We start from the raw sequence: 26,508 nt of genomic DNA, 5'->3' as shown, positions 1-26,508 counted from the left end.
TAGAGGCTGCCTGGATGAAGTCGTGGAATCGACTTGACCAGGCAGCCTCGCTTCACATCACTTCATGTTCTCCAAGGCTTGAATCGCATAATTCAGCTCGACATCCTGCCCTTGAACAACCTTTTGTTCGAAAGTTTGCTCATTTAATGGAATTCGAATATCTGGAATCGCTCCGCCTTTCCCTTGATCATCACTGTCCCCTTGAATCGCTTTATCTGCATTCAGCGATCGGCCGTCCGGGAATTGCACGACGTACCCCTCCGGCATTTCAACTTGTATAGGATTGGAGACAACCCCGAATGAACCATTGGTAGAGGTAAAACCAACAATTTGCACATTGGGCAAGCCTTTTGCCAGAATCGGCAAACCTTCTCCTGAACTTCCTGTCCGTTGATTGATGATAATGGCTAGCTTGCCGCCATAGTAAGGCTCCGCGGGTTGTATTGTCCGCGTTTCACTAGTATTGATTTCAAATTTCCCGGTCATTCGACTGTAGTAACTTACATATTCATAAAATTTAGGCTTATTCACGAAATAACCGGCCATCGCAGCAACAAGGTCATCACTCCCCCCTGGATTGTCCCGAACATCAATAATCAAGCCTTTTATTTGCTTTTCCTGAAACCCTTTCAAGATGTCTCCCAACACTTTATCCGGATGAGCCATGGACTCACTTGGCAGTAAATATCTGATTTTCACATAACCGTATCCGTTACTTAGAACTTTTCCTTCCACGGGGGCATCCGTTTTAACCAATTTCACTTTTGTTTTCTTGAGCGTCTCAAACTGGTCATCATAGGCCCTTAAGGTTACTTTTTTTATCTCATGATCACCCTTGTTTTTATAGGCAACCTCGATATCTTTATCAATAGCCGTTCTTGTCATAAATCTACCCTGATTAATAAGCTGATCACCCTCCGTAGCCATCGGGCTTTCGCTCCAGTAGGTTGAGCGGTAGGCTTCCTGAACATCTCTTCCATCCCAGGACAGGATCTCCGCACCAAGCTGGATGCCGCTTTTATCAGCCGGACTGCCTGCCACTAGCAAATTAACGTATACCTTGCCTTGATCCAATTGAATCGTACTAATCCCCACACTACCGCCAACTTCTTGTTTGAAAACGGGATTGTCTTCGTACAATTGCTCATTCATAATTTTGACATGTCCGTCTCGCAGTGAAAAAAGGTACGTTCTTAACGTTTTATAGTATAAATCTTTGTTCTTTTCTTGCTCAGCTTTTACAAAAAGGGGTTCATATTTATTTTCCATTTCATTCCAGTCTATCTTTTTCCAATCCCCGAAAGGATACTCTTTGGATAGCCGCTCATTTAATTGTACAAAGGCTTGGGAATAGCTCATTTCACTGAAATGACTAACCGGATTAAAGCGTACCTCGCCGGCAATCATCCAAACGAAGATAAGCGGGATGACACCAGCTAGACATAAGACGGCTCTTACAATTCTGTGCTTGGGTACGGCGATGCGATAGATCGGTTTATAAATTTTCTTGAAAGTGCATAGGAAAAGTATCGCGGTCAAGACGTACAGCACTATCGCCAGCAGTGACGTATCGCCGCTTAACACACTTGCGATAGCCACAAGAAGGCTCAAACTAGGCATAAAATCAAACCATCGCATATACCTTTGAATAGGGACAGCATACCAGATTAGAATGATCATATTGATGGCTAATAGTATCAGATCATACATAGTAAACCATCTGAATGATTGAATTACATCTCCAAAATAGCTCATAGGCATCTCCTTCTCTTCGAAGCTTATTTTTTTAAGCTTAAAAAAGAAATATGAACAGAGCATGAACACGATGGGCGCTTTCCATATAAATTCTGACATGAGAAAAATGGCTTCGCCACCCTGATAAATCAGTCTCTTCTTAGCGGCAAAACCTAGTAAGGGAACTAGGGGACGCTAAGTAGACGAAAAGTAGGGTCGCGAGGGGTATAGCGGAACTACAGGGTCTTATTTCCATCAAAAGCGCCGAAATTTCCATGAAACAACAAAATAACGTACTGTAGTTCCCTCAACCTCCCGACAATGATACTTTTGGCTAGAATAGCGCACCGTAGTTCCCTTACGTCAGCGTGAGGAAGCTGGAGCAACTCCGCGCTCACGCCAAAACAAATAAAGGCTGTCTCTCCGGTTTTTCAACCTTTTGAGGCAGCCTTGTTCTTATACATCTAATCAGGCGCAGTGTTTGGCAGATTTATGGTGAACATCGTGCCTTGCCCGACTGCGCTTTCCACTTCGATATTTCCGTGATGGAGAGCAATAATTTGCTTCACGATCGCGAGGCCGAGGCCGCTGCCCATGCTGTTGCGCGAGCTATCCGTTTTGTAAAACCGCACAAAAATATGGGTTAACGCGTCCGGCGTAATACCTATCCCGGAATCCTTGATCACAACCGTATAGGTATGACTGTGTGCGAGGAGCTCGATACCGATCTTTCCGCCATCGGGCGTGAATTTGATGCTATTCCCAAGCAGGTTCATCCATACTTGATTCAGCTGATCGGGATCAGCCGTAATTTTGGAAGCTACGGGAAGCCTCAGGTCAATGCGAATGTTTTTGGTTGACCACAGCGGCTCGCAAGAGACGACAACCTGCCTGATTTGTTCGTCCAGATTGAACGTTTTTGCCACAAAAGGATGGTGCTTGGATTCGAGGGAAGAAAGCTTGAGTAGATTATCGCTGAGTCTGGACAATCTATCGCTTTCCCTAAGGATGATATCCAAATATCGCTCCCGATTCTTCGCAGTAACCAGATGATCAAGCTTGAGTGCTTTCGCGAAGCCCGAGATGGAAGTTAACGGCGATTGAATCTCATGGGAGACATTCGAAACGAAATCCTGACGCATCATCTCTAACTGCTTGAGTTCCCGGGCCGTCTCATTAAAACTTTGAGCAAGAATCCCCAACTCATCTTTGCGCTTCATCTTTAATTCCACATCAAAATCGCCCTTGGCGAGTCGTTTGGTCGCTTTCGTCAATGCTTGAAGCGGCTTCACCAGAAATCTGGCTGCAATAAGAATACATAAGCTTCCTATAACAAGCACGAGTAATAGAATCGTTATTAATAACCGGATAATAGCCTTCTCATTTTGGGTAGAAGACAGCAAAAACAGGGCAAAGTTCTTACCTTCAAAAGAAAACGGAAGCCCGACATAGACCGCCCCTTCTACTTTCACTTTGGATCGATAGTGCCCGCCTCCCAGAACTTGATCGATGGATTCCGTGGCGACAGTAACCACTTGGCCTTGATAATTCTGGCCATAGGCTTTCATTTGGCCTGAGGCAGAATACAATTGAATCGGGTACATGGTCAACTGGGAAGCTTTCGTCATGAACGCATCCAAGTCTTCAGGTTTTGTTTGTTCATAAAGCCCTACAATGTTCTCGCCTACAGCGATCATATCGTTCTGTCCGATATCATTTAACTCTTTTTGGAATATGGCGACCCCGAGCAGGAAGGCAGAGATCAAGCCAATGACAATAGCAGCAAGAAATGTAAGCACGATACGGACATATAAGCTCTTCATCCCGAGTTAACCACAAGCCTATAGCCTAGGCCGCGTGCCGTTTCAATGTGAAAATGCTTTTTGTCGCCGGCAAACCTTTCCCTCAGCCTCTTGATATGCACGTCCACGGTCCTGTCATCACCTTCGTAGTCCATTCCCCATATTTGAGTGATCAGCAGCTCCCGTGTGAAAATTTGCCCTGGATGGCTGGCTAGCTTGAACAATAGCTCGAATTCTTTTAGTGGCAGCGCTTGTTCTTCGTCTCCGCGCACAACTCTGTAGGTGTCAAGGTTCAACAGAATTTCACCCAGCTGTATGACCTTGGAGAAGGAAATCCGGGAGCGCTTCAACAGTGCTTTCACTCGCAGCACAAGCTCCACCGGATCGAACGGCTTCGCCAGGTAGTCATCCGTTCCCAACTGAAATCCTTTTACCCTATGCCCTGACTCCCCTTTGGCCGTAACCATTAAGAGCAGGATATGAGGATCTCGACTCCGGATCTCCTTGCACAAATCCCAGCCGTCCATAAGCGGCATCATGATATCAAGAATGACGAGATTGATATCCGTTCTCTCCATCACCGAGAGTGCTTCCTCTCCGTTCTCCGCCTCAATAACGTCAAATCCATCATTCTGTAGAAAGAAACTCATCAGCTCGCGGATGTTGGCATCATCATCCACAATAAGTATGTTGTTCATTGCACTATGAACTCCTTTTTCCAATATAAACATGTAAACCCATCATACTGCAAGGGTTGATAATTGAACAGAATGGACAAGCTGTTATCCCCTTATTTCTTGCTCGCTGCATCTACCAGACGATGCTTGTACCATCCCTCTCCGCGATAACGCCATAGGAAAATCGCCCCGCGCACACCCCACTCCAATTGCATAGCCGCCCACACACCGAACACTCCGTAGCCCAGCGTGATACCAAAAACATAGCCGAGAACGACGCGAAACAACCACATAGTCAACATCGCCGTAATGGAGGTGAACCGAGAATCACCTGCAGCTCGCAGCGCCCCAGGCAGCAGAAAACTGATCGACCATAGAGGGATTTGGACGAGCATATTAACCAGCATAATCAGGTACAGATCGTCCATAATTTCCGCTGGCGGGTGGAACAGACTTACGAGAGGCTTGAAGAACGGGAGCAGCAGCAAGCCTGTTAGAACCAGCGAGCCCGACGATAGCCATAGAAACGACCTCGTAAATTTGCGGGCATCCTGTATACTGCCCCTCCCTATGCACTGCCCAACCACTGTGACCAAGGCTGTTGACAAAGCGATTGAGGGGATTTGCAAGAGCATAGCGAAAACCGAACTGATCGCATTCGTTGCAATCGCATACGTGCCTAAGCTAACGATGTAGATTTGGGTTAACATTTTACCACCATTAAAAAATACCTGCTCCGCGGCAAACGGCAGCCCGATAAACATGATTTTCTTGAACATCGAGAAATTCCAGTCCAGCAAGTCCTTAAGTTGAATTCGCAGGTTGGCATCCAGACGGAGCAAGTAGTACAGTGCGCAACCCGCAGCCAAATAGCGGGAAATATTCACAGCCACACTTAAGCCTAGAACCCCCATATCCATGAAATGAACGAATATAAAGTTCAGAAGTACGTATGTAAGGTTCATAATCAAGGACAACCCCAAGGTCACTCGGGTTTTCCCGATTCCCCTAAGTGCCCCGTTAACGGCTTCCTTGAAGGCAATACCGAGGTAAGATAAGCCGCTTCCTACCAGATAAGTGCCCGCATGGGTGAACACCTCTGGATCCGCCGTACCGAAAAGAAACTTCAGAATCGGATGATAAAATAAGAGAACAAACAAACTCAAGATTAGCCCCAGTAAAGTCACAGTAGTTACCGAAGCTGCTGCCGCCTTGGAAACCATTTTATCATTCCCGCTGCCCTTGTATTGTGCCACCACCACTGTGCCCCCGGTCGCCAAAGCAACGAAAACGTTAACCAGCAAGAGATTGAGCGAATCAACCATACTCACTGCGCTGACTGCCGCCACACCCGACGAACTGATCATAGCAGTGTTCACCAAACTTAGACCAACTAGGAAGGCTTGATCGATAAGAATTGGGAAAAACAACGATATCACCTGTCGGTAATCAATGGATTCCCCTGTAAGATATTTGTTCAACATAGCATGGCTTCGAGCCTTAAAGCGAAGCGGAATCACATTAGGTCACTTCCCATTCGATAGCATCTGACGTCGATGGATTCGATACCTTTTTGCGAAGATATCATCTTCATTCATTTATCCTACTTTATCATAGAATGTGATGTTGTTGTTGTTTACCAAACTTAAAAAGGCGCTTCTCTCCTCTGTTAGATCCTTAATGACGGAACCGTCACCCTAACACCAACCTATTCTTCCCAAAAATAGGATATGACCCAACGGTAACAGACGATTAGTCCATCCCTAAGATAAACGGCTCACGTACACTGAACCATAACAGCTAGGAACAAATCGGAAATTGTTGATAAGGAGGTGTTTCGCTTGTTGTGTCGCAATACCCGTAAAAAAACCCGAAGGGTTCCATTAACAAGAAAGCATATGTGTAAAAAATCTAATTCCGATGGCAAAAAAGATTGTAAAAAGAAGACAATTACGGCTTGCCCTTTGCCAAGAAAAAAGGGACGCAAGAAAATTATTGTCATCTGTAAAAAAAATAGACGTGTTGCCTGTCCTTCACCAAACATTAATGTAACTGCTCCTCAAGGCATACAAGGCCCTCAGGGACTTCAAGGGCTTCAAGGACTTGAAGGGCTTCAGGGACTTCAAGGGCTTCAGGGGCTTCAGGGGCTTCAGGGGCTTCAAGGAGCACTTGGAATACAAGGACCACAAGGCATACAAGGCCCTCCTGGCCTCCCAGGTCCTTCCATCATCCCTGAAATTATCATTGTTCCAAGCGCTCGAAGATACTTTTATACGGTCATTTCTGATACGCAATCCCTTGTAACTATTCCAGCTAATGAATTCACTAACGATGAAGGAAGATTCATAACCGCATTTATAGTGATAGGTCCAAATAGCTATAGCAATCTTTATATCAATGGCATGTTGCAAGAAAGCAGTTTATACAGCTTAAATACAAACGCCTTGACTATTCGCGCCAACAATCAAACTATTTTTTCTGGTACGCCGATTATTCTCGAAATCATTCATTTTTTTGCTCAAACATCCTATTAAAATGTACGATCTAATCACATAGCTGCCCTTCCCATTATTCTATCTCCGGCATCTACTAATAGTGATTGGAGAAGGGAGGTGATATACATGCCAATTACAAAACCTTTTATGGCTGCCAGAAGATTCAATGCTACAGCAGGAGACGGCACAGGCGTCGGTGTTGCATTTAATATTCTAGCTACAGCCACCACGAATGACGCAGGCACTGCTGCCACAGCATTTCCAACAGCTCCAGCGTATTATAATCTCTACATTAATGCACAGTTACAAACAGCCGATACTTCGACCGTTACTACCACGGCGATCACCATTCCTGGTGGTGATACACTTGATCCAGCGACTCCAATTGTAATCGAATTTGTTGTAAACTAATTCTCTTTAGGAACATGATGCCGACAATTCTTGTTGTTTGGAATTGTCGGCATTTTCGTTCTCAGCGCCTGAAAACATACAAAAAAATGGGATTTGAATGTACATGGCGATCATACTTCCTGTCTCTCCCCCCGCTCAAACCGTTCCAGTAGAGGCTGATGTGATTTTTGACACGAACAGTATTCTCTCCCGCTGAATCACACATGATCCAGGAACCGCTCAGATTGCAGGGCTTTAATTTCTCTAGCGGCCGGCGATGTTCTTACTTTACGGAATCATAGTTATTTGATGAATCTTCCCATACTTATGATGTGAACAAAAAAAAGCCAAGCCTACATTCAGGCTTAGCTCTTTTGCATGTTTTGGAATTCGTAGTTAGTTCAATTTTGCTATAACCGCTTTGGCTACGCTAAGTGTGGATTGAGGATTTTGACCTGTGATTAAATTGCCGTCAACCTCATAGTGATCGCTCCAATCTGGCGCCGTAACAAAGTTGGAACCTGCTTGACGAAGCTTGGACTCCAGCAGGAATGGCATATAGCTATCCAATCCAGCAGCTTTTTCTTCCGAATCTGTAAAGGCCGTTATGCGTTTGCCTTCCACCAAGAATTTGCCATCAGACAGCTTCGTATTGACTAAACCAGCCGGTCCATGGCAAACCGCAGCGACAATTTTCCCAGCCTCATAGAATTCTCTCAGCAGTGTTTGAAGCTTCCCGTTATCAGGTAGATCAAACATCGTTCCGTGGCCGCCTGGCAGGAAAATCACATCATAATCCTCCGCATTTACTTCATCCACTTTGATCGTATTTGCAAGAAACTTCTCGGCATCCAAGATTTCTTGATGCAAATCAGCACTTACACTATTGCTATCAATCGGAGTTTTACCGCCTAAAGGGCTAGCCACAGTTATCTCATACCCCTGTTTGGAAAATTCAATGAAGGGCTCAGCAAATTCCGAAAGCCACAGTCCTGTAGATTTTTCACTATCTATTTGATTGGCAGAAGTGACAACTACTAGTATTTTTTTCATTTTTTTGATTCTCTCCTCTGTGTTTGAAATGATCTTTCAAACGTATTGTATCTTGACGCTATTCATAAATCCAATTATGTATTTTATGGTTTATCATAAATATATTTATATGATTTGCCGGGTTAGACACGCCCATTTGCCAGGTGTTTCCCCATCAATGAGAGAAAGGGTTTGTCCCTGGAGTCTAATGAACCTTGAGGCTATCCGCAATAACGAACTCATTACCAGCTATTTGATCAAAATAGGTCATTTCGAAAAACTAACGAATTCCCGAGGTGTTATTCCGAGCAAATGATCACCATTCCGCCTATAAACTACTCGATAGCGTCAATACAGTTCATTAAATCGCCAAAGTAGCCATTTTTGCGTCTATAAGCATCCCGCAGTTCGTTAGAATGATAGACTGATTAGGCATCGATGGGGGGAGGCCCGGCAAGGCAGAGACCTGGCGGGGTAGAGGCCAGGAGGGGTGGAGGGCCAGGCGGGCGGTGGCACGGCAGGATGGCGGCCGGGCGGGTCGAAGTGCCAGGCGGGCGGTGGCACGGCAGGTTGGCGGCCGGGCGGGACGAAAGGCCAGGCGGGCGGTGGCACGGCAGGTTGGCGGCCGGACGGGACGAAAGGCCAGGCGGGCGGTGGCACGGCAGGTTGGCGGCCGGGCGGGACGAAAGGCCAGGCGGGCGGTGGCACGGCAGGTTGGCGGCCGGGCGGGACGAAAGGCCAGGCGGGCGGTGGCACGGAGGGACGCGGTAAGGGGGCGCTTCTCAGAGCGGCCAGCTCGGCCGCCCAGAGGTCGGCGGTGCTCAACTCTGCCTGTTAACGCTGTTTTTCAGCGTTACAGCTCCCGTTTTGGCCTCATGCTCCAACTTAACGCTGTTTTTCATCCTTATCTCACCTAAAATGTCGCTCAAGGTGCACTTTTCCCACCCGTAACGTTGTTTTGCAACGTTACAGTATCTGCATCTGCATCTCCGCCAACTCCTGCCTCTGCTCCACCTCCGCCAACAAAACAAAGAGGCCGCTCCCCAGGTTTGCAACCTTGGGAGACAGCCTCTTCATCAAATAGAGCGACAGACATCTCAGCAAGACACATCCGAAGCCATCACGTTTGTTCGATAAACAACAACTGGATGCCTTTGATGCTCACAGCTTTCAATCCATTCTACTTTGGGGTTCAAGTGTGCCGCTATCGCAGGCAAGCAGCTTTTCAAAGTAACCCCGCTACGGAGTCACATTCACAATCATCATATCGCTGGATGTGGCACCTGCATGATTAACGAGCTCACCGCGATACTCATAGGCCCCTTTGTTTCTGCTCGCTATCGTTGTTACTGCCGATTGAGCAGACGGTGTATGACTTGTCAGTACTTGCGTATCAATAAGAACACCGTTCTCATATAAATGATACGTCTCGCCATTGGTACCCCACCACATGTTCATACTCACCTTGAAGTTTCCGTCGCCATCCCAGTTATCGCTTGATAAAACCGGTTTGCCGGGTGAAGCCTGGGTAACAGTGACAACGTGCGTACTGCTCGTCGTTGTGCCATAAGCGTTCGTGAGCTCTGCATAGTAACGATACGTTCCGTTCTTATTGCCGTAAACCGCGGTTACCACTGTTTGTGCGTTAGGTGCATTGTCAGTAAGAATTTTCGTATCGATTGAAACATCATTCTCATAAAGCTTGTAAATTGTACCGTTGTCTCCATACCACATATTCATCTTCAACTTGTAATTGCCATCTTGCAGTCCCGTATCGTAGCCATTGTCATCGGAGAGAATCGGCCTACCTGGTTTGGCCATGCTCTTCGACGCAATACTCACTTCGGCCTCGGCATACAGGGACGTCAAAGGATTGGTGACACGGATTACCGCGTTGCCAACAGCCTGAGCACGCAGATGTCCTGCAGTATCAATGGCTGCCACATCGCTATTCGTACTGCTCCAAATCAGATTTTGATCCGTTGCATCATTCGGAGTTATCCCCGCCGTAAATAGATGCGTATCTCCTACTTGCAAGCTAAGCGCCTGAGTATCCAGGCTGATGCCCGTAACGGGGATGAACTCGAACTTGGCAACATCCGCGCGAAGTGGTCTGTCATGAGCCGAATTCACATCCTCAACCGTGATGTAGCTCCCGCTTCCCCTCGGCAAATCATAGATGCCCAGTACCTGCCATGAGCCTTGCAGTGTGGATTGATCGATGATCTTGGAATCAATCTTCGTGCCACCGATATAAAGCGAATATTCGGCTGCTTTGGTCGTATACGCAGGAGTTGCGGGCGTTCCAGGCAGATAAACCGATACCCTGTATCGTCCGGGCTGGATAATTGTCGGCGTCCATTTGGCCGATGCGCCTGTTGGATTCGTAATGGCTCGCGAGATGCCGCCATTGTAACCTTGCAGAATCGTGGAAGTCACCCACTTGTTCGTAGCGGTTCCTAGAGGCCCGTTGACTTCCGCGTATCCCCCATTTGTGCCGTAACTATTATAAATCGTCACCTGCTTTATGACGGGCATCGTTACTTGGATCTTCGCTTCAGCAAAGAGGGAAGTCAACGGATTCGTGGCACGAATCACCGCCTCTCCGACCCCCGTCGCATTCGCATGCCCCTCGGCATCGACAGTCACGATTTGACTGTTCGAACTGCTCCAAACCAGCGTCTGATCTGTCGCCTCGACAGGCGTAAATGCAGCTTTGAAGGCATGCGTATCACCTACCTCCAGGTCCAGTGAATCGGTATCCAGAGCAATTCCCGTTGAAGGAATCGCCTCTAGCTTGATGACATCCGCCCGAAGCGGTCGATCGTGAGCTAAGCTTGTGTCTTCGAGCAGAATATAACTGCTTGTTCCCCTTGGAAACTCATAGGTACCCAATACCTGCCAAGACCCCTGCTGAGAGAATTGATCAACAGCTTTCGTTTCCTGTTTTATTCCGTTGATATAGATCGAATACGCAGCCATCTTCGTGGTATTCACCGGGGTGGCGGGCGTTCCGGGAAGATACGCTGAAACCCGGTAACGTCCGGACGCAGACACATTCGGTGTCCATTTGGCCGATGCGCCCGTTGGGTTCGTAATCGCCCGCGAAATACCGCCGTTATAGCCTTTGAGGACGGAAGAGGTTACCCATTTGTTGGTAGCTGTTCCAAGCGGCCCATTGACTTCGGCGTAACCTCCAACGCTGTAACCGCTATACAGAGTGATCGGATTGGTAATCGTCGGCGGAATCTCTTCGATATAAGGAGCCTCCAACCCACCTTTGACATAAACCGGATTCTCATCCAGCCGCAGCCGCACATAACCATTCGTTGGCGTATACGTTACCATATTCCCCATGATGTCTGTGACTTGTAGGGGGCTGCTAGTATAAAGCTTGAGGTCGGCTCCCGCAGGAGCGTACATAACCCGAACATCCTCCGCAGCTGTATGGAACTTATGGCTATACACGCCAGGTCCAACATCCTCCGTCGTTTGGAAATCCGCTCCCGTTAATTCACGGGTCATAGTCGCATAAGCGGCATAGGCCGGCTTCGGAACATAAGCCCCTTTGGCATCGTCAGGATTCCGAATCAAACCGAACGTTCCCTCAAATTCATTCGGAACCGTAGATTTATTTTGCAGATTATAAATATTAATTTTTTCGACCCCATTTGCCAAGGCAGTGACAATTCTTCGAGCCACATAGTTGGCTTGGACATGTTCGTCGAAATTAAAATTGCTGAATCCTGTCTCCGAAAGATTGATCGGAATGGTTTGATTGTTGTTATAGGTTTTCATCATATTTTTATGTCTGTTGATATCTTTAACGAAATCCTCTGGATTCCTCGTATACGAATGGAACGAATATTCATCCATATAATTCAGCGAGCCTTTTTGATAAAGCGCTTCCAAAAATGCGTCTGAACCCAATTCGCCAAAGACAAATCCTGTTATTTTCACATTCGGAAAAAGGGGATGAATTTGTTCGTAGGAGGTTTTTAACAAATTGAAATAAAAATCCGCCTTCTCTGCCTCTGTATGAAGTCCTTTCCCAAACGAAGGAATGTCCGGCTCATTCCATATTTCCACCTGACCAATCTCCGGGTATCTGCTTAATACTTGCTTGCCATATTCAGCAAAGGCCATTCTTCCCTCCAAACTCGTGGGCGCATTTCCGCTATCATAGAAATTATTATATAATGCAAGTGTGATATAAGGCTTGAGATCGTTCGCCGATACACGCGACATGAAATCATCATGGAAGGTTTTAAAGCTATAATCCCCCTTGGTCGTATCCTCGATGTCCCCCCACCGTAAGGCATCCCTGACATACTTAACCCCCATTTTCTTGGCAATCGGGATCAGGGCTGCGGAGTCTTGTGCAATTATGTCGGTTCGAGCAGCGTGCGTTTGTACGGAAAAATGCGAATCCGCCACTTGGCTCAGATCGAAATTCGAGACGACAGCGAACGAGGTTTCTTTTGACGACACAACGTTCCCGTTCTGCTTGGCGGTTATTACTAAGTTGAACCAACCATTTTTCCCAGGATTAACGGTTAGCAGGGTCGTTCCATCGCTTACAGGCTGACTTCCGGACTGCACGGTGTTATTCCAATAATCGGAATACACCCAATCAATCGAGTCCCCATCCGTATTGATTCTAAATGTTTTGGCATCGCTTTCATAAAAAATATTCCCAACTGTGGTTTGCCCAATGGTTAATGATGCTGCATGGGCCACTTGGTTTCCTGAAATCAGAGTGAACCCGTACATTGCTAGAAGAGCCAACACCACAAATGCAGAACTCAAACGGCTTAACACTTTCTTCATTGCCATACATCTCCCTTCAAATGTAAATCATTTTCAATAGAATTCGAAACCGTGTGTGTCCTCTCACCTCCCTCTTCCATTCAAAAATTAAAAAGGCATACACCGTTCATCGTATAGCGCCCAGTATATGCCTTTGTGCTTCATTTATTTAATCAACACATGTGTCTCCTTGACAGCACCTTCTACGAATTGGCCCCGGGTTTGGAGAATATACCGAATCTCTTCGGCAGAAATCATACGAACATCGCTGAAGCCAGATTTGACGGTTAAGGCTGCTGCAGTTCCTGCTGCTTCGCCAATAGCGCTTATTCCTGACATGACACGGTAAGAAGCGTGGGCTTCAAAGGTACCACTAATGCAGCGCGAGCTTAACAACAGATTGCCAAATCCTTTCGCAATAAGACTGCGATACGGAATATGATAATACCCCGGGCTCGGCAAAATGGTCATATACTCCTGGTGATTTTTATTTCCATCTGGATCATGAACATCCACATCATAAGCACACGCTGCCACCATATCATCAAACTTGCGTACTTGCAGACAGTCTTCTCCGGTTAACATATAATCGCCGATAACTCTGCGTCCTTCACGCACCCCTAACTTGGCGAAAATAGTCTCGATCTTCGCCTCCCGAAAGGCAGGATGCTCCCTGATTGCTTCAACTAATTCATATACTTGAGCTTTGCCGATTTCGAAGGCACGTTCAACGGATCCCGGAATCGTGGGATCAACATCGTTCACAGCCGTCGAATTAAACAGGAATGCTTTGCCGTCTGGATAAGGGAATGCTAGTACGCCCTGACGCATATTCGTGCTGTTCGTTCTCTGTTTCATCGCCATATAATAAGGCTTGAGCGTCTCTTCCAGCCAAAAAAAGCAGCCCCAGCTTGTAACATCCTTTACTTTGAACAACGAGGGATCGAATCCAGTCAGCTTAAAAGTTACCGTTGCCATCTGCATCTTTCCATCTTTTTCTCGCCCCTTTTGAAACTCTGCTCCTGCCAATGCGGACAAATTCCCATCTGCTGTGGCGTCTAGGAATACACGACCGAATACACGTGTTTGCTTAGATCCAGTGATCGTCACTGAACGAATATTGCCATCTTCCACTTGTACAGCGTCTACTTCACAGTCTGTCCATACGGTCAGATTTTTCTCTTTTTGAATTAATCGATGGTACGTTTCTTTTAATTCCTGTTCGTCATAGCTGGATACCGTTTCCTCGTCAAAGGTCAAGCCCGTATTCTGATAAGCCTGAGGGAATAATTCCTTGTGAATCCCCGTGTTCACACATCTTCCATCATGATCACGAAACTTGCATACTAAAGCGATTGCCGCATGGACGCCCGTTCCGCCAATCTCACTCATTTTTTCAATAAGCAGTACCTTGCTGTGTAATCTTGAAGCAGCCAAAGCTGCACAAATGCCGCCTACGCCTGCCCCAACAATCACAATATCAAAATCGTTTGTCCAATCATTCATGGTTATCACTCCTTTAATAAAATTAGGCTTACCCTTTCAGACCGCTGCTGGCAATGCCTTCAACAAAAAATCTTTGGAAAATAGCTACAACAATGATAAGAGGAAGCAGCGCCGAAACGGAAGCAGCCATAATCAACGAATAATTCGCGCCATATTCATCTACAAAGCTGGAAAGACCAATCGGTAGAGTGAACAATTCACTCGAGCGCAGGAAGATCAACGGATTCTCATATTCATTCCAATGCCATGTAAAGGTCAGGATGAGAAGTGTTACGATGGCAGGCTTCGTTAATGGCAAGCAAATTTGCCAATAGATTCGGAAAAATCCTGCTCCATCCACTTTTGCCGCTTCAAGAAGCTCACCGGGGATCGTACTGAAAAATTGTCTCATCAGAAATGTTCCGAATACAGTGAAAATCCCCGGTAAAATGACGGCCCAGTGCGTGTTCACCAAGCCAACGCGATCGAACAGGATAAACCTAGGGACAAGCAGCACCTGAGCGGGGATGATCATCGTTGCCAAGTACATAAGGAAGATAAAATCTCTTCCCTTAAAATTCAGTTTGGCGAATGCGAACCCAGCCAGGGAACTGGTGATGATGGAGCCGACAACCGTAAAGAAGGTGATTTTGGCCGAGTTCCAGTAAAACAAAGCAAATTTGTATTTGCCGCCCCAAACCTCTTCGTAGTTCGAGAGAATCGGATTTTGGGGAATCCAATTGATCGGGTATTTAAATAAATCAGCTTGAATTTTGAAGGATGAAGAAATCATCCAAATAAACGGAATCAAAACAATGATGCCCAATGCCAACATGACAAGGGAAACGCTTAATTTTCGCAAAGATATCACTACGAACCCACTCCTCCATTAAAAATGCTGCTGCCACTTCTTCTGACTGCGCCACTGAACCAAAGTAATCGAAAAAATGATGATGAATAAAACCCAGGACATCGCTGCCGCATAACCCATTTTGTAATTCTGGAAGGCAGTGAGATAAATATGATACGCGATAACCATGGTCGAATTGACCGGTCCGCCTTGCGTCATCACATTCACAACGGCAAAGACCTGGAAGGTGGAAATAATCAGTGTAATCCCAATCAAAAAGGTCGTAGGCTTCAGCATGGGAACCGTGATTTTGAAAAACTGCCTCATCCCTGTGGCACCGTCAATCGAAGCCGCTTCATACAAATCTTTGGGAATTCCTTGCAGTCCCGCCATATAAAGCACCATCGTGTATCCGATGTACGTCCACACGACCATAATGATGATAGCCGGCAAAGCCCACGCCGCACTCCCCAACCACCCGGGAGGATTGTCAATCCCCAGCGATCTAAGGAAGGCGTTGATCGGGCCCTCTTGGGCATTGTAAAGCACGCTCCAAACCACAGAAACGGCCACCAAACTGCTGACATAAGGCAGGAAAAACAAAGTTCGCAATAAACCTTTGGCATAAACATGCCGGTTCAGCAGCACAGCCACAACCAGACCAATCGCCATAGCACTGGGCACCGTTACGCCTGTTAGAATCAGATTGTTCCGCAGTGCGTGCCATAAATACACGTCATTCACTAATTTCTCAAGATTTCCTAGTCCAGCAAAACTTAGCCCAGCAAAGCCTTTTAAATAATCCCAATCTGCAAAAATCAGCATAAAACTGAACAGCAGAGGTAGAATGACGAAGAAAAAAACGCCGAGAAAATTCGGCAAAATAAACAAATAACCCGCCAATTGTTCCTTCCTGTTATGCTTGGACACTCGTCGCATGATGCCACCCCATTTAGCCATATTAAACCCATACCCGTATCATAATCAGTAACGAATCCGAGTGGAATGGCGTGATTTAGGTTGTTACAGCGTTGATTTTAAGATGTAGGGAAACAAATTTAAAAATAGGCGTGAGAAAACCGGCCTCGCCGCCTTGAGAGATCAGCCGCTTATGGCGACAATTCCTGTTAAGGGAACTGTAGGACGCTATTTAGGCAAATAGCAGGGAGGTTAGGGCGATAGCGGAACTACAGGGTCTTATTTCCACGAAAAGCGCTGAATTTCGCATCAAACAGCAAAATAGCGTACTGTAGTTCTCTCAACCTCGCGATATTAATACTTTTGGGTAGAATAGCGGACTGTGGTTCCCTTATCTCCGCGCGAGGCGAACAAACAGCAAGAAATCCGGTTGTTATCTGCATACGCAGATGACAACCGGATTTCTTTGATTCGCTCTTCTTATTACCTTGCTCCCAGATATAACCGGTAGATGACCGCAGCCGCCTGCGCCCTGGTAGATGGGGCTTTCGGCGCGAAGATGTTGCCGCTCATGCCGCTCGCAATGCCGGATTGCCGGACAGCAGTTACCGCCTCCAGGGCGTAGCCCGAAATCTGAGCTTGATCTGCGAATGGAGCATCCGGTTCGGATTGCGTCAACCCGGCATTGAGCATTTCGGCAGCCCTATATATTATAACCGCCATATCTTGCCTGCTGATCTTGTCATGGATGCCGAAACTTCCATCCTCCTTGCCGTTCACAATGCCCAGCTTCTGTGCTGAAGCGACAGCACTGTAATACCAGGCATCCGGATCAGCGTCATGAAACGTCGCTTCCGCTTCGGTATCGACAAGATCAAATGTGCGCATCAGTATGGCAATGAACTCCTCACGGGTCACGTCCCCACTCGGATTAAAGTTTCCCATGCCCACACCGTCGATCGCCTCCCTAGCTGCCAAGCCTTCGACGGCATCCACAGCCCATTCCGCTCCCGCAAAGTCCTGAAAAGCAACATTGCCATATGTAACTGCATACTGGCTGAAGTGCTTCGGCTTAAACGTCACTTTGCTTGTTGCAGGATTATATTTGCCGTTCTTAATCACTTCCAGCTTACCATCATCGGTGATGGAGCAGATGATCACTTTGTTCTGGTTCTCTCCCGGTTTCAGCGTATAGGGAATCTCTACTTTCACATCGTTAACGTCGAATTTATCAAGCTTCTTCCCGTTTACACTCATCCTGAAGTCGTATACGGTTTGGCTGCCGCTCAGCCTCTCCCGAACTTTGGACGGCAATGATGCAGAAGGATCCACCTTGACGACGGAAAGCTCCAGATTGCCGCCTGTTTCGTTGACATGGTTCTTCAGCAGGTTCGGGTTAATCGAGACCGTTGCAAGCCCTGTGTCGACCGCAATTATTATAATCTGCTTATCTTTGGCTAATTGGAGCTGCTTCAGTGGAATTCGCACCTTTACTTCCCTGGCAGCATCCACAGATTTTACTTCAATAAAAATCGTCTGCGCTTTAGCAGTGTCGATTGCCTTCTGCAGTTCCTCCGCGTTGACGGTGGCGGATGCAACGCCATCGGCATCCGTCAGCGCTTTCACTACAACCACAGTAGCAGAAGGGTTTGACGTCGGATTCGGCGAAGGTGTTGGCGTAGAAATCGACGAAGGTGGCGACGAAGAAGAATCGCCGCCAGGGGATGGGGAATCCTGCGAACGAATCTCGAGATCAGCTGCCGCACCTTTCGTACCACCATGTTTGACAAATGCATCCTTCGAATCAAGCCACGCCAGACTGGTCAGTTTGACGGTCGTGCTTCCCTTACCGATTGCTTTAAAGGTGAGCCGATATAGCAGCTGGTCTCCCGTTTTCCCCTTCGTTACGGGAGCCGTTAATGTAGAAGCCAAACGAATCGTGTTCTCTTTAACCTCCGGGGGTACAGAAAAACCTTCAATGATTTGTTTCGTGTCCACATACTGAAGGAGATTGCGGTCATACGTCAACGTGACTTCTTGGGCATATAGATCTGTCAGACTTTTCCCTTCCAATGTCACAGTAAAAGTATCGTTCACTTTCAGCGTCGAAGCTGACGGGATGAGGTTGAACACATTCTCTTCTGTCTGAGCAGCCACCCCGGCAGGAATCATGGCAGTGCATAGTGCCAGAATGAGATAAATAGCCAATAATTTACGTGTCACGGCTAGGCCTCCCTTCTTCAGATTCAGATGGAAAAAAGGCGCGGAGGCCCTTTTCCCCATTCGGTATTCCCATCTATTAGTTGATCATATTTCTCGCCAGATGCGAAAGGTCGTTAATGCCCAGCACTCCGTCTTTGTCGAAATCATACATGGCAATTTCGTGCCAAAGGCTGTTAGGCGCTGGAGTTGCTGATTCACCGTAACGTGCCGCCATGACGCCCAAATCGCCAAGCCTCATGATCGAATTAATTGACGCATGGAACGTGCTGAGCGCATCTTCCATCTTCCGCTTGGCCAAATCGACTGCCGCCTGACTGGCGTCGGAATTGGCGGCCGCTGCTCTTGCAGTTGCAACAGCACCCTTCAAAGCTTCGATAGAAGCATTGGGATAATGGCCGTAGAGATGATCGCCCAAGTTCCTGTTAATCGCTGCAGCTGCAAGGATATCAGCATCCGCTTCGGCAATCGCTGTATGCAGCGCCGTTATGTCAACGACCAGTTGTACACTAAATGCTGGACCGGTGTTGAGCGTTATTTCGTGTCCGAACTGGTCGGAGGCGAGAACGTCCGTGACATAGACACTGGTTGTCACCGCTGGCGAATCGGCCAAAGTTCGGAAGTGCAGCTTGAGCAGGTTCACTGATCCTGTGACAGGAGAATTTAGACCCGCTTCCAAAATTTTAATTTCTCCTGCACCATACGTAGAGCCGACAACCGTAAATTTCTCAAGCATGGATTCCACCCCGGCATATTGAAGCAGCGCTGGATCGTAATGAACAGTCACCGATTTCGCATATACGCTTGATGTGACGTTAACCAGACTGTATGTCAAGTCCAGCGCTTGCCCGATGTTTACGGAAGTCGGTCCGGACAATACAACGCCTTCCTTTAAAGTTCTGCCCGTCTGGAACTGCATGGACCGGAACAGACTTGGCCTCTTCTCATTGCCAATTCCGGAGCCCCATTCCACCCAGCCTTTTCTTCCGTTGCCGTCATTCTCATTCACGAGCAGAGAGAAGCTCATAACATCTCCGAGCATGGGCTGAATCGGCGTCAACTCCGACCATGGCAAAGCAAGCTTATAGATCGTCAGCTTCTGCTCCTCATCCCTTGTTACCACGGCTTCGCCATTATGCACCTGCCCTGCCGGCAATCCACCCATCGTTGTCCAGCGATATATTTGCGGACCATCAGGCGTATCCGAAACACCGTACTCATACCAACCCAGACTTTCACCAGGAATTCCAGGGGACAAAGCAAACTGAATGCCGTCATTATTCCATATATTAGCCCCGGATGCCGCCGCCGCATGAACATCATCCTTAATTTTTGCGGTCAGATACAAATGATCCTGATCATAGTGGAGCCAGGCTTGTCCGCTCACTCCAATATTTCCGCTATGACCGGAGAGCAGGACAGGCTTGCCCTGTGACAAATCGATGGTAGGCGCTAATGCGACAATTTCCGGCTCTATGTGGTTATTGAGCGCAATCGCCCCCTGATAGACCGGATTAAAGCTGAGATTACCTTCATACACATAAGGCTCCTGCTCAGCAAACTCGACGCGGATGGATGTCGGCTGATCCCCTCCAAGAGCGATCGGGCTAAGCGGGATGCTGAATAGCTGTTTACTTCCCGGGAGCACATTCGTGTTGACAAGTTCTACGCCCGACTGTCCTCCAATCCGCCAGGTTATACGGTTAACAGTAAGACCTGCGGCCTTTCTAAAGTTTGCAATATCCACATTCAACATCTGACCGTATGGCTCTTCAGTCTGCTGCATCACAGGTCTGACAGTAACCTTGTTCGGCATCCCTGTAACAACCTCATGCTGCAGCTTGCCTATCTTGTTGCCTGCTTCGTCCAATAAGTGAATCGCTACCGAACGGAAGCCTTCCCGCGTCTCGCCAACTACAAGGGAAAGCGCTGACATTTGTCCTTGCAAAGCTACAAGTGGATAGCTGCTGTCCTCCATCTGCGCTGTTATAGCGAACTTAGGTTCACTCTCGTTTTTCGCTGTCAATGTGAACGGATGCTGATCGCCTACAGCCCCTTGCTCCCCGAAGACAGCAAAAGTGTCGTCCTTCACGATCCGGCTTATGACTCCTTTGATATAAACAGGTTCTCCTGTCAGCGTCATATAGATCTTGCCATTATGCGGTGTGTACATCTCTGTGTTGCCCATAAAATCCGTAACTTCCACCATGTTGCCCGTTTCAATCACGGCTTGGGTTTCCTCCGATGCCCAGACGACTCTGAGAGCTTCGCCGGCTTTCGAGAACAAATTACTTTTAATCGGGGCGCTGAATGGCTCCTCCCTTTCGAAAACAGCGCCATCCAGTTGCCTGCTCATAGCAGCATAGCTCGCATAGGCAGGCTTTGGTGTATAAGCCCCTATCGGGTCATCTTTATGCCGGACCAAACCGAAGTTGTCTTCATTATAATCAGCTTTAAGTCCGTCATTCATGAAATCATACCAGTTCATCCGTTCAAGTCCGAGTTCCAGTCCCTTAACAAATCCGCGCGGTAAATAATTGGCCTGCGTCTTCTCGTCGACCCCTTTGGCGGATTGATGTGTCGGCGAGCCGAATTCGGTCACCCAGATGGGTACAAGCTTGCCGTCATTGTATTTCCTAATCAAGGTTTTCAGATCTTCCAGTTTGGCGAATACCTCGTCAGGAGCGTTCGGATCCATATACGTCTGAACGGACACCGCATCCAGATATTTGAGGCCGGCGTTTTTATCCTCGCCTTGTCCCACGCCCTTCAGTACGCCTTCAATCCAGTTCAAGTCAACACCACCGGAGACGATGCCTACAACCGGCACATCGGGGTACGCCGGCTTGACTACATTATAGGTCTCTTTCATCAACTTGAAGTAATAGTCCGGCTGTGAATTGGCAGGGCTGTTGCCCCTTTTGCCAAACCCGCCATTGAATTCATTGTATACGTTGATCCCGATAAGTTGATCCTTGTAACGCCCCACATAGGCCTTGGCGTATTCGGCAAGCCCCCTTCTTCCCGCATCCGTGAAGGGCGTGCCATTGTTATCATAGTACGGATTATTGAATGCCGCTACTAAGAGCATCTTTATATCATTCTCCGCAAGCTTTTTCATATAGTCGTCCGGTGTAGGAGCAAAGGCATAGACACCCTTTTCTTTCTCGATGCTGGTCCATTCCATGCCATCCCTGACATACGATGCCCCCATGTATCGAATAAGCTTACTTAGTTCTTTACTCCAGCCAGAGGCAGTCCAACCCATATGCGTGCTGACGCCAAATGGCGAGTTGCCATTACCGGACGGCAAAGCAGAAGAAACGACCGCGTAAGCTGTATTTCGGACTAGCGGTTCACTACCAGGCTGCTCAGCAGAAACTTCCAGCGTAAAATAGCCCAATTTGCTGAAAGGTACTGTTATCCGGGCCTCCCCGGCGTTCGTCCTCTCGCTTCCTGAAGCGACTCTCGCGCCATAAATATCATAAGCGATCCAATTTAGTATCGGCCTTCCGGATCTTACAATAAAAGTATTTGGCTCATGATCCAGAAAAACATTGCCAAGTACGGTTTGTTGAATTTTCAGCTCTGGCAGCCAGCTGCCAAGCTGAGCCGTAATCTGATCAACCAGCAGAGAGGCTGTTAACCCGCCATTCTTAATGTCAAAACGGTCGAAGAGTATCGTTATGGTACCGGCCGGCTCATGCCATATCCCGTCGTTGGCACCGTTCCAGTGCGTAAACGACTTCGATCCCATTTGACTGAGTACGATCTGCTGCCAATCGGATGTATTTTGCAAAGTAGGTCGCTGTTCAAACGTTTGCCCTGTTGCGTCTGTTGTTCGTATGCGTACGGACTTCAAATTCGCGGTTTTGACCCAGAGGGCAAGTTGTTCGATGTCCAGGTCATCCACCGTCTTTTTTATAGACGCATATGGCGAACCCGCAGGGCTTTTGCTGAAATCTGCTAATAATTGCCCCATGTAGTTCCCTTTATAGCTTTCAGCTGACTGAATCGCCTTATAGCTGCTCTTGACGGCGGCCGTATCGCCGAAGCTAAAGAGCCATTCATCATTTTCATGCTCAAAGTCGCTGATTACATGATCAAAATCCTTCGGCGGAACCGTTACTTGAGCTGTTATCTGGTCTACCAGCACAGCAGCCGTCAACGCGCCATTCTTAATGTCAAAGCGATCGAAAAATATCGATATGTCCTTGGCTGGCTTATGCCATATCCCGTCATTGGCGCCGTTCCAGTACGTAAACGACTTCGCCCCCATTTGACTGACGACTACCTGCTGCCAATCGGATGTGCCTTGCAGAGTAATTCGCTGCTGGAACGTCTGTCCCGTCGAATCCGTTGTTCGTATACGTACAGACTTCAGATCCGCGGTTTTGACCCAGAACGCAAATTGGGTAATGTCTAGATCTTCCATCTCTTTTTTAATTAACACATACGGCGAGCCCGCTGGTCTTTTACTGAAATCCGCTAGCAATTGCCCCGAATGGCTCCCTTGGTAACTATAAACCGCTTCGATTACATTGAAGCTTCCCTGTACAGCAGGCGTATCGCCGAGACTAAAATTCCACGCATCATTCCCTTGCTCAAAATCACTGATTACGTAGTTAAAATCCGCTGCTGCAAGAGCTGGTTGTCCCGTATTCATGACTGCTTCTTGTACAGATGCGGTTTCTTCAGCTGCATACACGCGGTCCGTATGCCATTGTCCAATGCCGTTCCAAATGCCTGACAAACAAATTGCGAGAAGGATTACACCCAACTTTTTTATCATAGGCCGTTCATTCCTCCTTATTCTAACTGGTATCCGTTATCATCCCTTAACCGCCGAGCTTGAAAAGCCTTGAATAATATACTTCTGACCCAAGAAAAATACGATGAGCAGAGGCACGACGCCTGCTGTGGCGGCAGCCATCATCAAGTTGTAGTCTACGCCGGCTTCCAGCATGAAGTTCTGCATGCCAAGCGGAACCGTGTAAAGCTTCTTGTCCAGCAGGAAAATTAGCGCATTCTCATAATCGTTCCACGTCCATGTAAAATCAATGATCGCGAAGGTGGCTAGCACAGGTTTGGAGAGCGGCAGGAACAATTGCAAGAAAATTCGGAAATGTCCTGCCCCGTCAATGAAGGCAGCCTCGGATATTTCATGCGGAATACTCATGAAAAATTGCCGGATCATGAATACGCCGAATACCGTAAACAAGCCCGGGAGAATCAGCGCCCAATGAGTATTGTAAATATGCATCCATTCAAACATGATGAATTTAGGAACAAACAGCACTTGCTGCGGAATCATCATCAGACATAAATACAACAGAAAAATAGCGTTTCTGCCCTTAAACTCAATACGACTGAACCCATATGCGGCCAATGCGGCAAGCAGCGGCGCTCCAATCATCAGAAACACCGATATCTTCAGAGAGTTTAGATAAAAGAGGAGAAATCCGTCTCCAGTGGTCCAGACCTTGATGTGATTGATTAACACCGGGTCAAACGGAATCCACTGGATCGGGTAGGTGAAGACGTCCTTAGGTTTCTTAAACGAGGTGCTGATCATCCAGATCATTGGCAAAAGCAAAAGCAAGCTGAAAAGAGCCATGATGATCGTGTTCAAGCCTTTGCCCAGCCGTCCCTTGATTATTCTGGTACTTCTTGCATTCATGTTGCGTCTTTCCCCCTTCCCTAATAATGGACCCATTTTTTCTGACCTGCCCACTGAATAAGCGAAATGCCTAGGATAAGCAGAAACATGCTCCACGAAACGGCCGATGCATACCCCATTTCATAAAAGTTGAAGGCTTTCTTGTATGCGAAAATGGAAAATACCGTCGTACTATTAGCAGGCCCCCCCTGGGTAATGGCATAGATCATGCCAAAGCCCTTGATGGAGCCGATACAACCGGTAATCATCAGGAAAAGCGTCGTCGGACTGACCAATGGTAAAATAATGAGACGCAGCAATTGCCCGAACGTCGCTCCATCCATCTTGGCGGCTTCCAGCTGCTCCGGGGATATTTCCTGAAGGGCAGCTAAATAAATAATCATGTTATAACCGATGCCGCCTGCGATCATCATAATGAGCACCGCATACATCGCTGTATCGGGAGAAGCGAACCATTTGGGAGGCTCCGCTATGCCGACGGATCTTAAGAAGGCATTAATGGGACCGTTTGCAGGCTGGAACAGCACCATCCAGACGAACGCAATTGCAATGCCACTTGTAAAATAGGGGGCAAAGAAGAAAGCCCGCAGCGTCTTCTGGAGATAGACGCGATTATTTAACATGACTGCGATCAGAAAACCCAGAATAATTGAAATCGGTACAGGGATTAACACCAATAGCGTGTTCTTGACCGATACAGCAAACAAATCGTCTCTCACCATCATCTTGAAATTGTCCAATCCGATAAAATGCGGGGATTCCCCGCTAGCGAATACCCAATCTGTAAACATCAAATAAAAGGAAAACAGGGCTGGAATCAGCATGAAAATCATCATGCCAATAAGATTAGGGGCGATGAATACATAGCCAAGCAACCTCTGCCTTTTCATCCAGTTCACGATCGGCCACCACCTTTCTCTCTAATATGGGTTACGCCAAAGGAGAAGACAGGCACGTTTATTCCTGCCTCTCCTTTGGCTTTCCCGTCTCCTATTTTTTGGCCGCTTGCAAGTTCTCGTTATGCACACGCGCCAGTTCCTTCGCCCCTTCTTCGGGAGTCAGCTTCTGAGTGAAAACCTTGTCATAGATGACCTGCTGTTCGATTCCCGTTTTCTTGTCCAAACGGCTTAATCCGAGCGGAAGGCTGCCGAACATAACCCGCTTGATGGAATCAATGTCATAGGTATTCTCCACGCCTTTGAACATCAGGGCGATAGCCTCATCGACAGGAAAGTCCTTGGATGATGGCACTCTTCCGCCTGCCGCCATTGGCAGCATCCCACTATCCGAATACCACTTGATAAATTTCCAGGCTGCTTCCGGATTCTTGGTGCGGGGATTAATGGAGAGCACATCGCCCAATCCGCCTGCATTAAGGTAGTCGGTCTGATCCTTGTTTATCTTCGGAGCCGGCGCTGCTGCCACTTTGAACGTGCGGGGATAATCCTTCACATTATTAGTGGTCCTGAAAATCTGATTGGTGGAGAAGATCATGGCTGTTTCTCCCTTCACAAACATCTGGTCCAGAGCCGGCTTCGAGGTGATTTGCTCCGTATGGGGCATGATGCTCTTATCCTTGAACATCATGTCCGAATACACTTGAAGCGCCTTTACTGTCAGCGGACTATCGAAAGCTGAGGTGCCGTCCGGTTTCGTCAGCAGCAGACTTCCCTTCAGCATGGAGCCATTGATGGGCACATTGAAATAATAATCAGATTGCGCCGCTCCCCATACCTTGTCTCCCTTCAACTTGTTGGCGTAATCCCTGAATTCGTCCATACCCCAGTCCGTAGGAACCTTAAGACCCTTGGCATCCAGCATATCCTTGTTCAACCAGACAAAGGACAAGCCTTTCTGAGTGGGAACACCATTATACTTACCATCCACTTTCCACAAGGAGGCGCCTATACCCATTTTGTCGTCCACATTGTAGTCCGTGAACTTGCTCAGATCAAGAGCGTTGCCTGCTTTGATCCGCTTCTCGTAGAGGCTGAAATCATAGTTCATGTACATGTCCACAGGCTGGCTGGAAATGAGCGCCGTATCCAGCTTTAGATTTCCAGCATCATCATTAACGAACCGCACATACTCTACCTGGATATCCGGATTTAGCTTATTCCAGTTGTCCACAACAGCTTGAGGCCCATTCTCGGGCGGCACGCCTCCCCACATCGTAAGCTTGATCGGATTCTTATTGGGCACAGTACTAGGCGCTGCGCTCGAGCCTGCGGAAGGGGAAGACGTTCCCTCCGCTTGGTTGCTGCCACCCTGTGCACCGCAGCCGGTAAGTGCCAAGGGTATAGCTATCAGCGCTGCCATCCCTGCTCTCATCCATTTTCTGTTTCTCATCTTGCCTGTAACCTCCCTGCAATCTAATGTTTGATTCTTCCCAACTATACCAATCTGAACCTTCTCT

17 protein-coding genes are annotated in these 26,508 nt (G+C 47.6%); 2 read left to right on the top strand and 15 right to left on the bottom strand.

All coding sequences use genetic code 11. The features are described 5' to 3' along the window. Positions 1–57: 57 nt before the first annotated feature. The 4 genes from LOZ80_RS06110 to LOZ80_RS06095 all read right to left on the bottom strand — a co-directional run bounded on the left by LOZ80_RS06110 (position 58) and on the right by LOZ80_RS06095 (position 5,733). Positions 58–1,755 carry a S41 family peptidase gene (locus LOZ80_RS06110; protein WP_238170596.1) on the bottom strand — a complete coding sequence of 566 codons (1,698 nt, stop codon included), beginning with the start codon at positions 1,753–1,755 and terminating at the stop codon, positions 58–60. A gap of 443 nt (positions 1,756–2,198) precedes the next feature. Beyond that, on the bottom strand, positions 2,199–3,557 hold the full coding sequence (locus LOZ80_RS06105; protein ID WP_238170595.1) for a sensor histidine kinase: 1,359 nt from the start codon (positions 3,555–3,557) through the stop codon (positions 2,199–2,201). Continuing rightward, positions 3,554–4,234: a response regulator transcription factor gene (locus LOZ80_RS06100; RefSeq protein ID WP_238170594.1), complete on the bottom strand. Its 681-nt coding sequence runs from the start codon at positions 4,232–4,234 to the stop codon at positions 3,554–3,556. Before LOZ80_RS06100 ends, LOZ80_RS06105 begins: the two co-directional genes overlap by 4 nt. A 92-nt stretch (positions 4,235–4,326) precedes the next feature. Continuing rightward, positions 4,327–5,733 carry an MATE family efflux transporter gene (locus LOZ80_RS06095; protein ID WP_443147012.1) on the bottom strand — a complete coding sequence of 469 codons (1,407 nt, stop codon included), beginning with the start codon at positions 5,731–5,733 and terminating at the stop codon, positions 4,327–4,329. A gap of 321 nt (positions 5,734–6,054) precedes the next feature. On the opposite strand from LOZ80_RS06095, the gene LOZ80_RS06090 reads away from it, so the two are divergent. Together LOZ80_RS06090 and LOZ80_RS06085 are read left to right on the top strand one after the other, a co-directional pair. Next, positions 6,055–6,747 (top strand): DUF4183 domain-containing protein, encoded by a 693-nt coding sequence (locus LOZ80_RS06090; protein WP_238170592.1) that lies wholly within the window; start codon positions 6,055–6,057, stop codon positions 6,745–6,747. An 87-nt stretch (positions 6,748–6,834) separates the two neighbouring features. Next, entirely contained in the window at positions 6,835–7,119 is a 285-nt protein-coding gene (locus LOZ80_RS06085) for a DUF4183 domain-containing protein (protein WP_238170591.1), read from the top strand. A gap of 375 nt (positions 7,120–7,494) precedes the next feature. On the opposite strand, the gene LOZ80_RS06080 is transcribed toward LOZ80_RS06085, so the two are convergent. From LOZ80_RS06080 to LOZ80_RS06030, 11 genes are all read right to left on the bottom strand, one after another. Next, positions 7,495–8,151 carry a type 1 glutamine amidotransferase domain-containing protein gene (locus LOZ80_RS06080; protein WP_238170590.1) on the bottom strand — a complete coding sequence of 219 codons (657 nt, stop codon included), beginning with the start codon at positions 8,149–8,151 and terminating at the stop codon, positions 7,495–7,497. 904 nt (positions 8,152–9,055) lie between these two features. Further along, positions 9,056–9,226, bottom strand: coding sequence for a hypothetical protein (locus LOZ80_RS06075; RefSeq protein WP_238170589.1), 171 nt, complete (start codon positions 9,224–9,226; stop codon positions 9,056–9,058). 143 nt (positions 9,227–9,369) lie between these two features. Further along, a complete protein-coding gene (locus tag LOZ80_RS06070; RefSeq protein ID WP_238170588.1) occupies positions 9,370–12,960 on the bottom strand; it encodes a golvesin C-terminal-like domain-containing protein in 3,591 nt (1,196 codons plus the stop codon). A gap of 144 nt (positions 12,961–13,104) precedes the next feature. Further along, positions 13,105–14,445 (bottom strand): FAD-dependent oxidoreductase, encoded by a 1,341-nt coding sequence (locus tag LOZ80_RS06065; protein WP_238170587.1) that lies wholly within the window; start codon positions 14,443–14,445, stop codon positions 13,105–13,107. A gap of 28 nt (positions 14,446–14,473) precedes the next feature. After that, a complete protein-coding gene (locus LOZ80_RS06060) occupies positions 14,474–15,295 on the bottom strand; it encodes a carbohydrate ABC transporter permease (RefSeq protein WP_337951001.1) in 822 nt (273 codons plus the stop codon). Between the two features lie 18 nt (positions 15,296–15,313). Beyond that, the gene (locus LOZ80_RS06055) at positions 15,314–16,213 is read right to left on the bottom strand and encodes a carbohydrate ABC transporter permease (protein ID WP_238170586.1); all 900 of its coding nucleotides are present in this window, start codon (positions 16,211–16,213) and stop codon (positions 15,314–15,316) included. A 462-nt stretch (positions 16,214–16,675) separates the two neighbouring features. Beyond that, positions 16,676–18,415 carry an S-layer homology domain-containing protein gene (locus LOZ80_RS06050; protein ID WP_238170584.1) on the bottom strand — a complete coding sequence of 580 codons (1,740 nt, stop codon included), beginning with the start codon at positions 18,413–18,415 and terminating at the stop codon, positions 16,676–16,678. 76 nt (positions 18,416–18,491) lie between these two features. Then, entirely contained in the window at positions 18,492–23,204 is a 4,713-nt protein-coding gene (locus tag LOZ80_RS06045) for a cohesin domain-containing protein (protein ID WP_238170583.1), read from the bottom strand. Positions 23,205–23,243: 39 nt separating this feature from the next. After that, the gene (locus LOZ80_RS06040) at positions 23,244–24,092 is read right to left on the bottom strand and encodes a carbohydrate ABC transporter permease (protein WP_238170582.1); all 849 of its coding nucleotides are present in this window, start codon (positions 24,090–24,092) and stop codon (positions 23,244–23,246) included. Between the two features lie 20 nt (positions 24,093–24,112). Beyond that, positions 24,113–24,982 (bottom strand): carbohydrate ABC transporter permease, encoded by an 870-nt coding sequence (locus LOZ80_RS06035; RefSeq protein WP_238172909.1) that lies wholly within the window; start codon positions 24,980–24,982, stop codon positions 24,113–24,115. A 100-nt stretch (positions 24,983–25,082) separates the two neighbouring features. After that, positions 25,083–26,441 carry an ABC transporter substrate-binding protein gene (locus tag LOZ80_RS06030; protein WP_238170581.1) on the bottom strand — a complete coding sequence of 453 codons (1,359 nt, stop codon included), beginning with the start codon at positions 26,439–26,441 and terminating at the stop codon, positions 25,083–25,085. Positions 26,442–26,508: the final 67 nt, after the last annotated feature.

The sequence above is a fragment of the Paenibacillus sp. HWE-109 genome (genome assembly GCF_022163125.1).
In the GTDB taxonomy this organism is placed as follows: Bacteria; Bacillota; Bacilli; order Paenibacillales; family NBRC-103111; genus Paenibacillus_E.
This window is presented reverse-complemented; position numbering and strand designations above follow the sequence as displayed.

Bases quoted from the DNA above. Each gene is read 5' to 3' on its own strand.
- LOZ80_RS06110 (WP_238170596.1), bottom strand. From the start codon at position 1,755: ATGAGCTATTTTGGAGATGTAATTCAATCATTCAGATGGTTTACTATG.
- LOZ80_RS06105 (WP_238170595.1), bottom strand. From the start codon at position 3,557: ATGAAGAGCTTATATGTCCGTATCGTGCTTACATTTCTTGCTGCTATT.
- LOZ80_RS06100 (WP_238170594.1), bottom strand. From the start codon at position 4,234: ATGAACAACATACTTATTGTGGATGATGATGCCAACATCCGCGAGCTG.
- LOZ80_RS06085 (WP_238170591.1), top strand. From the start codon at position 6,835: ATGCCAATTACAAAACCTTTTATGGCTGCCAGAAGATTCAATGCTACA.
- LOZ80_RS06080 (WP_238170590.1), bottom strand. From the start codon at position 8,151: ATGAAAAAAATACTAGTAGTTGTCACTTCTGCCAATCAAATAGATAGT.
- LOZ80_RS06075 (WP_238170589.1), bottom strand. From the start codon at position 9,226: ATGTCTGTCGCTCTATTTGATGAAGAGGCTGTCTCCCAAGGTTGCAAA.
- LOZ80_RS06070 (WP_238170588.1), bottom strand. From the start codon at position 12,960: ATGAAGAAAGTGTTAAGCCGTTTGAGTTCTGCATTTGTGGTGTTGGCT.
- LOZ80_RS06065 (WP_238170587.1), bottom strand. From the start codon at position 14,445: ATGAATGATTGGACAAACGATTTTGATATTGTGATTGTTGGGGCAGGC.
- LOZ80_RS06055 (WP_238170586.1), bottom strand. From the start codon at position 16,213: ATGCGACGAGTGTCCAAGCATAACAGGAAGGAACAATTGGCGGGTTAT.
- LOZ80_RS06045 (WP_238170583.1), bottom strand. From the start codon at position 23,204: ATGATAAAAAAGTTGGGTGTAATCCTTCTCGCAATTTGTTTGTCAGGC.
- LOZ80_RS06040 (WP_238170582.1), bottom strand. From the start codon at position 24,092: ATGAATGCAAGAAGTACCAGAATAATCAAGGGACGGCTGGGCAAAGGC.
- LOZ80_RS06035 (WP_238172909.1), bottom strand. From the start codon at position 24,982: ATGAAAAGGCAGAGGTTGCTTGGCTATGTATTCATCGCCCCTAATCTT.
- LOZ80_RS06030 (WP_238170581.1), bottom strand. From the start codon at position 26,441: ATGAGAAACAGAAAATGGATGAGAGCAGGGATGGCAGCGCTGATAGCT.